Origin of the sequence: Paraburkholderia azotifigens, assembly GCF_007995085.1 — a bacterium.
Taxonomy (GTDB): domain Bacteria; phylum Pseudomonadota; class Gammaproteobacteria; order Burkholderiales; family Burkholderiaceae; genus Paraburkholderia; species Paraburkholderia azotifigens.
This window is the reverse complement of sequence record NZ_VOQS01000001.1, coordinates 1,341,456-1,353,516: the sequence shown is the minus strand read 5'-3', so window position 1 is coordinate 1,353,516 and position 12,061 is coordinate 1,341,456. Positions and strand designations below refer to the sequence as shown.

12 protein-coding genes are annotated in these 12,061 nt (G+C 65.1%); 5 read left to right on the top strand and 7 right to left on the bottom strand.

From position 1 onward, the window contains the following. Positions 1 to 85: 85 nt before the first annotated feature. Positions 86 to 1,024: a LysR family transcriptional regulator gene (locus FRZ40_RS05975; RefSeq protein WP_147233621.1), complete on the top strand. Its 939-nt coding sequence runs from the start codon at positions 86 to 88 to the stop codon at positions 1,022 to 1,024. A gap of 170 nt (positions 1,025 to 1,194) precedes the next feature. Beyond that, on the top strand, positions 1,195 to 1,356 hold the full coding sequence (locus tag FRZ40_RS44320) for a hypothetical protein (protein WP_167528642.1): 162 nt from the start codon (positions 1,195 to 1,197) through the stop codon (positions 1,354 to 1,356). Between the two features lie 19 nt (positions 1,357 to 1,375). Here the strand turns inward: FRZ40_RS44320 and FRZ40_RS05970 are convergent, their stop codons facing one another. The 4 genes from FRZ40_RS05970 to wrbA form a co-directional block, all read right to left on the bottom strand. Then, positions 1,376 to 2,242 carry a metallophosphoesterase gene (locus tag FRZ40_RS05970; protein ID WP_147233620.1) on the bottom strand — a complete coding sequence of 289 codons (867 nt, stop codon included), beginning with the start codon at positions 2,240 to 2,242 and terminating at the stop codon, positions 1,376 to 1,378. Positions 2,243 to 2,270: 28 nt separating this feature from the next. Next, positions 2,271 to 3,698, bottom strand: a complete 1,428-nt coding sequence (locus FRZ40_RS05965; RefSeq protein ID WP_147233619.1) for an FAD-binding oxidoreductase — start codon at positions 3,696 to 3,698, stop codon at positions 2,271 to 2,273. A gap of 131 nt (positions 3,699 to 3,829) precedes the next feature. Further along, complete coding sequence (locus FRZ40_RS05960) at positions 3,830 to 4,261, bottom strand: DUF2069 domain-containing protein (RefSeq protein ID WP_147233618.1); 432 nt, start codon at positions 4,259 to 4,261, stop codon at positions 3,830 to 3,832. Between the two features lie 2 nt (positions 4,262 to 4,263). Further along, positions 4,264 to 4,866 (bottom strand): NAD(P)H:quinone oxidoreductase, encoded by a 603-nt coding sequence (gene wrbA, locus FRZ40_RS05955; RefSeq protein WP_028370375.1) that lies wholly within the window; start codon positions 4,864 to 4,866, stop codon positions 4,264 to 4,266. A gap of 183 nt (positions 4,867 to 5,049) precedes the next feature. Here wrbA and FRZ40_RS05950 point away from each other — a divergent pair, with 183 nt between their 5' ends. Beyond that, positions 5,050 to 6,366 (top strand): YihY family inner membrane protein, encoded by a 1,317-nt coding sequence (locus FRZ40_RS05950; RefSeq protein ID WP_193566972.1) that lies wholly within the window; start codon positions 5,050 to 5,052, stop codon positions 6,364 to 6,366. Between the two features lie 21 nt (positions 6,367 to 6,387). Here FRZ40_RS05950 and FRZ40_RS05945 read toward each other — a convergent pair whose 3' ends face one another. From FRZ40_RS05945 to FRZ40_RS05935, 3 genes are all read right to left on the bottom strand, one after another. After that, positions 6,388 to 6,720: an Mpo1-like protein gene (locus FRZ40_RS05945; protein WP_028370377.1), complete on the bottom strand. Its 333-nt coding sequence runs from the start codon at positions 6,718 to 6,720 to the stop codon at positions 6,388 to 6,390. A 139-nt stretch (positions 6,721 to 6,859) separates the two neighbouring features. Beyond that, positions 6,860 to 7,705, bottom strand: a complete 846-nt coding sequence (locus FRZ40_RS05940) for an alpha/beta fold hydrolase (RefSeq protein WP_147233617.1) — start codon at positions 7,703 to 7,705, stop codon at positions 6,860 to 6,862. Further along, positions 7,702 to 9,036: an O-acetylhomoserine aminocarboxypropyltransferase gene (locus tag FRZ40_RS05935; RefSeq protein WP_147233616.1), complete on the bottom strand. Its 1,335-nt coding sequence runs from the start codon at positions 9,034 to 9,036 to the stop codon at positions 7,702 to 7,704. The genes FRZ40_RS05940 and FRZ40_RS05935 overlap by 4 nt, the downstream gene beginning before the upstream one ends. A 412-nt stretch (positions 9,037 to 9,448) precedes the next feature. On the opposite strand from FRZ40_RS05935, the gene FRZ40_RS05930 reads away from it, so the two are divergent. After that, positions 9,449 to 9,916: a CBS domain-containing protein gene (locus FRZ40_RS05930; protein ID WP_028370380.1), complete on the top strand. Its 468-nt coding sequence runs from the start codon at positions 9,449 to 9,451 to the stop codon at positions 9,914 to 9,916. A 162-nt stretch (positions 9,917 to 10,078) separates the two neighbouring features. Beyond that, on the top strand, positions 10,079 to 12,016 hold the full coding sequence (locus tag FRZ40_RS05925; RefSeq protein WP_147233615.1) for an MFS transporter: 1,938 nt from the start codon (positions 10,079 to 10,081) through the stop codon (positions 12,014 to 12,016). Positions 12,017 to 12,061 lie beyond the last annotated feature (45 nt).

Genomic DNA, 12,061 nt, shown 5'->3' with positions numbered 1-12,061 from the left:
TAACGCATACTTACGGAGAATGAGATAATCGCCTTTCCAAATCGTGCAACAATCCTTCCCGGTACAGGAAGATTGGATGTGAATCATGGATACGCTTCAGAACATGCGCGTATTTGCCCGCGTCGTCGAAGCGGGCAGCTTTACGGGCGCGGCCCAGCATCTCAATACGACGACGGCGTATGCATCGCGTGCCGTGTCCGATCTGGAGGCGCATCTGCGCACGCGTCTGTTGAACCGCACGACGCGCCGCATTGCGCTCACGGAAGCCGGCGAACGCTACCTGCAGCGCTGCGAGCAGATTCTTGCGTACGTCGACCAGGCGGAAGCCGAGGCCAGCGACGCGCATGCACGTCCCTCCGGCAAGCTGAAAGTTCACGCGATGACGAGCTTCGGCCAGCATTACGTGGTGCCGGCCGTGGGGCGTTATCAGCAGCGCTATCCCGATGTGCATCTCGAGCTGACGCTCGCGCAGCGCATGCCCGATCTGCTCGACGAAGGGTATGACGTCGCGCTCGTCCTCGCGCAAAGCCTGCCCGATTCGGGCCTCGTGTCGCAGCGGCTCGGCAGCGCGTTCAGCATCGCGTGCGCGTCGCCCGACTATCTGGAGCGCAACGGCGTGCCGCAGACGCTTGCCGATCTGCGCGGCCATACCTGTCTGCAAATGATCACGCCTGTGACGCCCGCCGACGAATGGACCTTCGACGGTCCGAACGGGCAGGAGACGCTGCATCTGGGCGCGGCGACGTTCCAGATCAACGTGGCCGAGGCGATGGCCGTGGCCGTGCGCGAAGGCATGGGCGTCGCGGTGCTGCCCATCTATTCGGCGATTGCGGGTCTGCGCAGCGGCGAACTCGTGTGGATTCTGCCCGAGTACATCTCGCAGGAGATGAATGTGTACGCGCTGTATCCGTCGCGGCAGTATCTGGACGCGAAGATCCGCACGTGGGTCGAGTTCCTGCGCGACGAATTGCCCGCGACGCTCGCCGCCGATCAGGCCGAACTGCGCAAGTTCGCGCGCACTTGAAATAGCCGCCTGATGGCGCGATATGCGTGGGACAGCCTTTGACGGACTGTTACATCCCCATGTCGCGCCGCAACACTTGCTTACTTTCCTCGCGGCATCGGGTTTGCTAACGTTTCATCAAGGCCGGCAAATTTCGGCGCGCAAGCACATCTGGAATCGAAGAGGACAACATGGATACGCACCTGCTGATGATCGGCGTCGCCGTCATGGTTGGATTGATCGGAATTGCCGCGTCGCGCGATCTGCTGCGACGGATGAGGCCGCAACCGCGCCTCGTGCCGGTGCGTATCGAGCGGCCGGCACGGCGCTCGCGCGATATCAGCGGGATGTGATTCGCAGGTTCCGCCTGGATCAGATTTCGACCACCCTGGTCCACGCAAACGCCGCATTTTCAAGCGCGCGCGTGCGCCGGTCGAGATAGCCGCGCGGGTTGCACACCACGCGCGTGCCGTTTTCCACGTAATCGAATGCCGTATGCGTGTGGCCATGCACCCACAGTGTCACAGGCTCGCGCACGAGCGACGGCAGATCGTTGACGAAACCGGCTGACACCGGGTCTTCCGCATAACGCTCGGCCAGACTGCGCCGATGCGGCGCATGATGCGTGACGACGATCGTCTGGCCCGCGAACGGTTTTGCCAGTTCGCCTTCGAGCCACGCGCGCGCATGGCGATGCAGCGCGAGTGTATCGGCGGCCGTCAGATTGCGTGGCGTGTTGTCCTGCAACCCGTCCTGCAAGCCGTCCTGCAACCCGCTCGCCGCGCCGGGTCCGCCTGTTTTGTTACCCGCCGTCCACGTCACCTGAATCAGCCCGCGGTAGTCGAGCATCGCACGCTCGGCGGCGGCAATCGACGTCGCCCGCGTTGCTTCATCGGAACCGTACAGATCGAAGTCGGTCCATAGCGTCGTGCCCAGCACGCGCCATTGCCCGCGTGGATCGACGAGCGTCTCGTTGTTCAGATAGTGCACGTTGTCGATGCTCGCGGCAGCGTCGCGCATCGCCGCTTCCAGTGCGCCGAATTCGCCGTCGTAGTACTCGTGATTGCCGGGCACATACACGACGGGCACCGCGCCGTCGAACGTTTCAGCTGCCCAGCGCAAGCCTTCGGCGTGATTGTGGATGTCGCCTGCCAGCACGACGAGATCGGCGTCCGCGTGCGGGATGATTTCCGGCGCGTCGTTTTCCAGATGCAGGTCGGACAGCACGCGAATTTTCATGGACGTCTCCCGTCGATTTCCATTTCCGCTAGCGTAGCACCTTGCCGGGATTCATCAGGTTCAGCGGGTCGAACGCGGCTTTCAGTGTCTTCATCAGACGGACTTCGACTTCCGACTTGTAGTGCGCGGCTTCGTCAACCTTCAACTGACCGAGTCCGTGTTCCGCACTGATGCTGCCGCGATGGCGATGCACGCTGTCGTAGACGATCTGATTCATCACACTCTGATATTGAGCGAGAAACTGCTTCGCGTCGACGCCCTCGGGCGCCTGCACGTTGTAATGCAGATTGCCGTCGCCGAGATGGCCGAACGTGACCATGCGCGCGCCGGGCACGGCCTTCGCAATCGACGCATCCGTTTCCTCGATGAAGTGGCCGATACGCGAAATCGGCACCGCGATGTCGTGCTTGATGTTCAGCCCTTCCTCGGCTTGCGCGAGCGGAATATGCTCGCGCAGATCCCAGAACGCCTGCGATTGCGCGAGATTTTCCGCGACCACGGCATCTTCGACGAGACCGCTTTCGAGCGCCGTTTCCATCAGCCGCTCGAAGAGGGCGCGCGCGTGTTCCTCGCTTTCGCTATCGGACAGTTCGAGCAGCACGATTTGCGCGTGCGGCTCGGCGAACGGATAGCGCATCTGCGGGAAGTGCCCGTTCACGAGCCTCAGGCAGAAATCCGACATCAGTTCGAAGCCCGTCAGCAATGGCCCGGCGTGGCGTTGGGCGAGCGACAGGAAATCCAGCGCGGCATGCGGCGAAGGCAGTGCGGCGAGCGCCGTCACCTGTGCGGCCGGCTGCGGATGCAGTTTCATCACGGCCGCCGTGATGATGCCGAGCGTGCCTTCCGCGCCGATAAACAGATCGCGCAGATCGTAGCCCGTATTGTCCTTGCGCAGTCCGCGCAAGCCGTCCCACAACTCGCCTTGCGGCGTCACGACTTCGAGCCCGAGACACAGCTCGCGCGTGTTGCCGTAGCGCAGCACGCCCGTGCCGCCCGCGTTCGTCGACAGATTGCCGCCGATCGTGCAACTGCCTTCCGCTGCGAGGCTCAGCGGGAACAGGCGGTCTGCCGCTTCCGCGCGCGCCTGCACGTCGGCCAGCACGACGCCCGCTTCGACGGTGATCGTGTTGTTGTGCGGATCGACATCGCGCACGCGGTTCAGGCGCTTGAGACTCAGCACGGCTTGCGCGCCGCTTGCGTCCGGCGTGGCGCCGCCCGCGAGACCCGTGTTGCCGCCTTGGGGCACGAGGGCGATGCGGTGTTCGTTTGCGAGCCGCACGAGCGCGGCGACTTCTTCCGCCTTCGACGGACACAGCACCGCGCACGCGCTGCCCGTATAGCGGCGGCGCCAGTCGGTCAGATAGGGGGCGGTGTCGTGGTCATCGGTGAGCACGTGCGCCGCGCCGATGGTATCGGCGCATGCAGCGATAAAGGGCGAAGGAGCAACGGAATTCATGGTGGTCGGTCAGAGCGGGTGGGGCGTGTTCGGCTGGGTGCGACGCTTCACGATGACGGCAGGTTGATGGAGCGAAGCGCGCCGCGATCATGGCTGTGACCGCATCGCGCGTGACAGGCGGGGCGTGAACGTCAACGGGAAGCGGGCCCGCCAGCCGTCTCGTTTTCGCTGCGCGCACGGTGCTTCGCCGCGCGCTTGAACGGCGCGACATACACGAGCGCGCACACGAAGAACGCGGCGGCGAGCAGCGCCTCGCACCAGCCGAGCCGCGCGCTTAAGCCCCGATCGGACATGCCGCGCACGATGCCTTCCATCAGGTACAGCAGGCTCAGCATCGACGCCCATTGCAAGGTGTAGAGCCGTTTGCGCGACACGCCGGGCAGCGCGAGCAGCAGCGGCGCGGCCTTCAGCACGAGCAGCGAGCCGCCCGCGCGCAACGGCGCAAGCCACCATTCCCACGCGATGCACAGCGCAATCAGCACGGCGAGCGCAAGCAGCGCGCCCGACGCGGCGGCGCGGTTGCCTCGTGCGTCAAAGGTCGGAGCGTCGGCGGCGCGCGCCATGGTCAGGGCCGCTCGGTCATCGATGCCGCGGTGCGCGCGATCCGCGCGCCGAGCGCGATGGCGAGCGTCTTCTCGTCGGCGGAAATGCCGTGGCCGGCGGAGTCCGCTCGCGCAAAGTGCGAGGCGCCGTAGGGCGTGCCGCCCGTTTGCGTCGTCGTCAACGTGCTTTCGGTGTACGGAATGCCGAGGATCAGCATGCCGTGATGCAGTAGCGGCAGCATCATCGACAGCAGCGTCGATTCCTGGCCGCCGTGCAGGCTGCCCGTCGACGTGAACACGCAGGCCGGCTTGCCCGCGAGCGCGCCCGAGAGCCACTGCGGCGTGGTGCCGTCGAGAAAATATTTGAGCGAAGCGGCCATGTTGCCGAAGCGGGTCGGCGAGCCGAGCGCGAGTCCCGCGCACTCTTCGAGGTCGCGCAACTCCGCGTACGGCGGACCTTCTGCGGGAATGTCGGGCTGCGTCGCTTCGCAGACCGTCGAGACGGGCGGCACCGTGCGCACGCGCGCCTGCATGCCGGGAACGCTGTCGACGCCGTGCGCGATCGCCAGCGCGAGCTCGCGCGTGGCGCCGTGCCGGCTGTAGTAAAGCACGAGGATGTCTTTCATAGGCATGGGCAGTGAACGGGTATTATAGGGGTGGGTTCGCTGACGGCGCCGTGAGTTCGTCCGCGCGGTGGTTCGCGCGGGTCTTGCGGTCCGCTCACGGGTTGAGTTTCGTGAACGCGCTGATTGCCGCGCGGCATCGGTTATAGCGCGTCTGACGCGTGCACTGAAGTGGAGGAGGTCGGTTTGTTGTCCAGGTTGCGTTTCGATCTCGACACGCTCAAGCGTCTGGCGGCGTTCGCCGCGAAGCGCAGCAGCGAGGATCGCATTCCACAGGTGGCGGGCAGTCTCACGTTCACGACGATGCTGTCGCTGGTGCCGCTTGCGACTGTCGCATTCGCGCTCTTCACTGCATTTCCGATCTTCGCGCAGTTCCAGGTGTCTCTGCAGACGTTTCTGGCCGAGCACCTGATGCCCGACCAGGTCAGCAGCCAGATCTTCAGATATCTGAACCAGTTCGCATCGAAGGCGAAGGGGCTGACCACGCTCGGCATGATCATCCTGTTCGTCACGTCGGTGATGACGATGATGACGGTCGAGTCGGCGTTCAACGTGATCTGGCGCGTGCGCAAGGCGCGGCCGTTCGCGCAGCGCGTGCTGGTCTACTGGGCGGTGCTGACGCTCGGTCCTATCCTGATCGGCGTGAGCCTGTCGATCTCTTCGTACCTGTTCACGCAGTCGATGACTTATACGGCTGCACAGCGCATCACGCCGCTGATCGAATGGGCGCTCGCGGGCGCTGCACTGCCGCTGACGGTGCTCGCGTTCACGATGCTCTACGTGTTTCTGCCGAACTGCCGGGTGGAATGGCGCGATGCCATCGTCGGCGGCGTGACGGCCGCGATCGCGTTCGAACTGGCAAAGCGCGGTTTCGGCTTCTATATCCGGCGCATTCCGACCTATACGGCTGTCTACGGTGCGTTCGCCGTTGTGCCGCTGTTTCTGCTGTGGATGTACCTGAGCTGGTTCATCACGCTGGCGGGCGCGATGATCGCGTCGGCGCTGCCGGCCATACGCACAGGGCAATTCCATCGCCCCGACTTCCCGGGCAGCGATCTGCTTGACTCGCTCGAACTCCTCGCACGCCTCGTCGAAGCGCGCGAGGCGGGCACGCACGGCTACACGGTGCCGGAACTCGCGCGCGCGTTGCGCCGCGATATGGAAACGACGGTGCGCCTGTTGCAGCAGCTCGAAGCGATCGACTGGATCGTGCAGCTCGATGAAAACGGCCACCGGCCGCGATTTCTGCTGGTCGCGAATCCGAACCAGATCACTGTCGAGCGGCTCTTCGATCTGTTCGTGATCGACCGCGCGGAACTGGCGTATCAGCTGAATCTCGATTCGACGCGCGTGGACAGCGCGACGCTGCTTGCCGCGCTCGATAACACCGGTCTCAACGTGAGTCTGGCGACCTTGCTGACGGCCCGCGCCCTGACGCGCGGCGCCGCGCAGCAGAATCCGCCCGTGGGCGGCGCGGCGGCATTGCCCCGGCAGACGGCCTGAACGACTGGCCGGACGGCGCCGCTATAGCGAAATCCGCCCGGTGCAGATGTCCTTGAACATCACCCAGTCGCCCATCAGGCTGTAGATGGGATGCCGGAAGGTCGCGGGCCGGTTCTTCTCGAAGAAGAAATGGCCGACCCATGCGAAGCCGTAGCCGCACACCACGGCGGCGGGCAGCCACAGCCAGTCACCCGTCGCGAGCGCCATGGCGGCGCAGCCGATCACACCCAGCGATCCGATGAAATGCAGCCGCCGCGACACCGTGTTGCGATGCTCGGTCAGATAGTACGGATAGAACTGCGCGAAGTTCGCGAAGTGTTCGTCGTGCGTTTTGTGCGTGGTCTGATGGCCCATGAGCGCCTCCATTGCCTGTCCGAGGTCCGGGAGCGCCGTCGACGCTGTCCCAACCCCGCCGTCATGGATTCATTCTGCTGCGATCGTCGGATGCGCGCAACCTGGCCATTCGGCCAATGGCGGGCGGGGCTGCGAGCCGTTAATGTTCTGCTGGTGGACGGTCGGAAGTGCGTGACTTCGCCAACGCATAGAGCGCATCGAGCGTCGCGTCGGGCTGCTCGGACATCAGCGCGTGGCCGGCGTCGAGCATGACGGTATCGACGGGCACGTTCGCCGCGCGCAGCGCATCGGCGAGCGCTTTGGCTGCGCGCGGCGGCGTCATCACGTCGCGTTTGCCGACTATCAGACGCGTGGGGCACGTCACTTGAGCGGCGCGCGCAAGCCCGTCCGTGTAAGCGTTGCAGGCGTTGAAGTCGGTGTGGAAAAGCCGTGGCTCGCCCGTCGCCGAAACACGCTCCATCAGGCGCGCGTTCATGCCTTGCAGCCAGAAGCCCGGCGCGGGGCAGGACGGCTTGGCGGCGAGGGTCGAATGCGACCACGCGTTGACCATGGCGATCGCGTCCGGTTCGCGTTCGCGGGCGGCCTCGAGCAGGGTGTCGGAGACGGCCATCGGCACGGCCGTCCCGAGGAGCGCAAGATGCGTCGCGCGCGACGGATAGCGTGAAGCGAAATCGAGCGCGACGAGCGAGCCCATGCTGTGCCCCGCGACGAGTGCGCGCGACACGCCTACGGCGTCGAGCAGGGCGGCGAGCCAGTCGGCCATTGCGCCAATGCTCGTCAGCGCGGGGCCGGCGCTGCGATGATGGCCGGGCAGATCGACGGCCAGTACGCCGAAGCCGTGGTGCGCGAAGTAGCGCGTCTGCAGGGCCCAGACGCTGTGATCGTTCTCCGCGCCATGAATGAAGACGGCGGTGGGCAAGGCGGCGTCGAATGCCTTGCCGCCCGTGTAGACGTAGGCCGAAATGCCGTTGACGTCGACGATCATGCGGACTCCTTGCGCGGGGCGGCGGGTTGAGGCGCGGAACGCTCGCCTGATTTTTGCGCGGCCTTGAGCGCGCGCTTGAGGTCGTCGATCAGATCGTCGGGATCTTCGAGGCCGATCGACAGCCGGATCGTGCCTTCCGCGATGCCCGCTGCGGCGAGCGCGGCGGCGTCCATGCGGAAATGCGTCGTCGATGCGGGATGGATGACGAGCGAACGCGCGTCGCCGACATTCGCGAGATGCGAGAACAGCGACAGTGCTTCGATGAATGCGCGGCCGGCGGCGCGGTCGCCGCGCAGGTTGAAGCTGAACACGGCGCCCGCGCCGCGCGGCAGCAGGCGTTGGGCGAGCGCATGGTCCGGGTGCGTCGGCAGCTCGGGATACGCGACGGATTCGACGGCGGCATGCGCGGCGAGGAATTCGACCACCTTGCGTGTATTCGCGACATGGCGTTCCATGCGCAGCGGCAGCGTTTCGATGCCCTGAAGCAGTTGCCACGCGGCCTGCGGATGCAGGCACGCGCCGAAGTCGCGCAGCCCTTCGCGGCGCGCACGCAGCAGGAAAGGCGCGACGGTGCTCTCCTCGGCGAACACCATGCCGTGAAAGCCCTCGTAGGGCTCGGTGAACTCGGGGAAGCGCCCGGAGGCCTCGAAGTCGAACGTGCCGCCGTCGACGAGCACGCCGCCTATCGTCGTGCCATGGCCGCCCAGGAACTTGGTCGCCGAGTGGTACACGAAGTCGGCGCCGTGATCGAAAGGCTTGAGCAGATACGGCGTGGTGAAGGTCGAATCGACGAGCAGCGGCACGCGGTGCCCGTGCGCAATCTGCGCGACGGTCGCGATGTCGAGCACGTCCAGGCCGGGGTTGCCGAGCGTCTCGCCGAACAGCAGCTTCGTGTTCGGGCGCAGCGCCGCGCGCCACGCGTCGACGTTGCCGGGTTTGACGAACGTCGTCTCGATGCCGAAGCGGCGCAGCGTGTAGTTGAGCAGATTGTGCGAGCCGCCATAGAGTGCGCTCGACGCGACGATATGCGAGCCCGCGCCCATCAAGGTCGCGATCGCCAGATGCAGCGCGGCCTGGCCGCTTGCCGTGCCGATCGCGCCGGCGCCGTTTTCGAGCGCGGCAACGCGCTCTTCGAACACGGCGACCGTCGGGTTCGAGATGCGCGAATAGACGTGGCCGGCGCGCTCCATGTTGAAGAGCGCGGCGGCGTGGTCGGTGTCGCGGAACGTGAACGAGGTGGTCTGGTAGATGGGCGTCGCGCGCGCGCCCGTTGCAGGGTCGGGGGCGGCGCCCGCATGCAGCGCGAGCGTGTCGAAACGGTTGGCGGACATCGTGGGCGGCCAGGCCTCGTCAGCCCGGCGAAGGTGAGCGTGGAGGCCATCGTATCACCGCGCCGCGCGCGAACCACTCCGTTATCGCCCGAAGGGGCAGGCACGCCGGGGTGCCCGCAAAACGGGCGCGGACCGGGCACGCGGGGAGGTGCTTTCAAGCGGGGACAGGTCCGTGAGCGCCGCACGCCGGACGTTCGCTGGCGCGCTATCGGCGGGGGCGTCCGCTTCCTTTTTGGAGGCCTTTCCGCTAGGATCGAAAGTCAGTCATGCCTTTTCATGCTTCTAAAGGCTTCATCCGCAACCACGTTGCACGGGACCGGGGCAGAGCGCCCAGACGCTGATTCCCGTCGACAACTTTGTATGGGCGGGAGTGAACGGCGCCACGCCGGCTTCCGTCGACAGGAGACGAATCATGCGCGTCAGCGACATCCTCAAGGTCAAGGGCAACACGCTGTTTACGGTCACGCCCGAGACGCCGCTCAACGAAGCCGTCATCACCATGGCGGAACACGATATCGGCTCGCTCGTCGTGATGGAGTACGGCGACCTCGTCGGCATGCTGACGTTCCGCGAGATCATCCTGGTGCTGAGCCGCACTGGCGGCAGCGTCGGTGGCAGCACGATCCGCAAGATCATGGACGATCACCCGCTCACCTGCACGCCGGAAACGGATGTCAATGAAGTGCGCCGCATGATGCTCGAGCATCACGTTCGCTATCTGCCCGTCATGGAAAGCCGCAAGCTGATGGGCGTGATTTCCTTTTACGACGTCGCCAAGGCCGTTGTCGAGGAACAAGGCTTCGAAAACCGGATGCTGAAGGCCTACATCCGCGACTGGCCCGCCGAAGACGAGCCGCAGCAGGAGCAGCCGTCGCGCTGAGTCGGGCGGCATTTCGGCCTGCCGCGTGAGGCCTGCCGACATTCCGCTGTCGCATGAGTGCATCATTCTCGAAGCGCGCGTAACCGGCGCGCTTTTTTGTGTCCGCCGTTCCCCCCAGTCGGCGGTGAAACCGGGCGACCCTTGCCCCTTGTCCAGCACTTCATGAGCGATCGTCCGTTGTCCACCGCCCAACGCGCCAGGCGCAACGCGCACGAGCATGGCTCGCAGTTTCGTCTGTTGCGCGAACGCCGCTTCGCGCCGTTTTTCTGGACCCAGTTCCTGGGCGCGATGAACGACAACGTCTTCAAGATCGGCTTCACGTCGCTTGTCACGTATCAGGCCGCGCGCTTCTCAGGCGTCAATGCGAACACCGCGGCCTTTCTGATTTCCGCGATCTTCATTCTGCCGTTTGTCCTGTTCTCGGCTACCTCCGGTCAGATCGCCGACAAGTACGACAAGGCGATGCTCACGCGCTTCGTGAAGGCCTTCGAGATCGGCGTGATGCTGGTAGGCGGCGCGGGCTTCTGGCTGCACAACGCAGTGCTGCTGTATCTGTGCACGTTCCTGATGGGCGTCCATTCGACGGTATTCGGTCCCGTCAAGTACGCGTATCTGCCGCAGCATCTGGAGAAGTCGGAACTGGTGGGCGGCAACGGCATGGTCGAGATGGGTACCTTCGTCGCGATTTTGCTCGGCACGATCATGGGCGGCGCGGCGGCGGGTTCCGATGCGCACGGCGCGGCCATTCTTGCCTTCGGCTGCGTGGCGATCGCCGTCATCGGGCGTGTGGCGTCGGGCTTCGTGCCGCCGTCGGCACCGTCTCAGCCCGAATTGCGCATCAACTGGAATCCGATCAGCGAAACCTGGCGCAATCTGAAACTCGCACGGCAAAACCGGACCGTCTTTCTCAGTCTGCTTGGTATTTCCTGGCTGTGGTTTGTCGGTGCGACATTTCTGTCGTCGTTCTTTCGCTTTGCGAAAGACGTGCTGTCCGCGAATCCCGACGTCGTCACCGTGTTGCTCGCGACGTTTTCGATCGGCATCGGCACGGGCTCGCTGATGTGCGAGCGGCTGTCGAAGAAGCGCATCGAGATCGGTCTCGTGCCGCTCGGCTCGATCGGCATCAGCGTGTTCGCCATCGACCTGTTCTTCGCGAGCCACGCGTTGCCGGGCGCCGGGCATCTGCTGACGGTGGCCGAATTCATGACGCTGCCCGCGCATTGGCGCGTGCTCGCCGATCTGTTTCTGCTGGCGATGTTCGGCGGCTTCTACAGCGTGCCGCTGTATGCGCTGATCCAGAGCCGCAGCCAGCCGAGCCATCGCGCGCGGATTATCGCGGCGAACAATATTCTCAACTCGCTGTTCATGATCGTGTCGGCGCTGATGGCCGTCGCGCTGACGTCGGCGGGTGTCGGCATTCCGGGGCTCTTTCTCGTGACGGCGCTGCTCAACGTGGTCGTCGCGATCTACATCTATTCGCTCGTGCCGGAGTTCCTGCTGCGCTTCGTTGCGTGGCTGCTCGTGCACACGTTCTACCGGATTCGCCTCGTTCACACGGAGCGCATTCCGGAAGAGGGCGCGGCCGTGCTGGTGTGCAATCACGTGAGCTATGTCGATGCCATCGTCATCATGGCCGAAAGCCCGCGGCCGATCCGCTTCGTGATGGATCACCGGATCTTCCGGACGCCTGTTGTCGGGTGGCTGTTCAGACACGCCAAGGCGATTCCGATTGCACCCGCGCACGAAGACGCCGCGTTGCTCGCGCGTGCCTATGAGACCTGCGCGAAAGCGCTCGAAGATGGCGATCTCGTCTGTATTTTTCCCGAAGGGAAGCTGACGAAAACGGGCGACATGAATCCGTTCCGCCAAGGCGTCACGGAGATCTTGCGGCGCAAGCCTGTGCCCGTCGTCCCGATCGCGTTGCGCGGCCTGTGGGGCAGCTTCTGGTCGCGCAGCACGGATGCGCGCTTCCCGCGGCCGATCCAGAAAGGCGTGATGAGCCGCCTGACGCTGGCTGTCGGCGATCCGCTCGAACCCGCCGACGCGACGCCCGAGCGCCTGCAGCAGATCGTGACGGAACTGCGCGGCGCGCGTAAGTAAGGTCGCTTCGTGAAGTCGCCTCGCAGCGGGCAGAACACGCCGTCC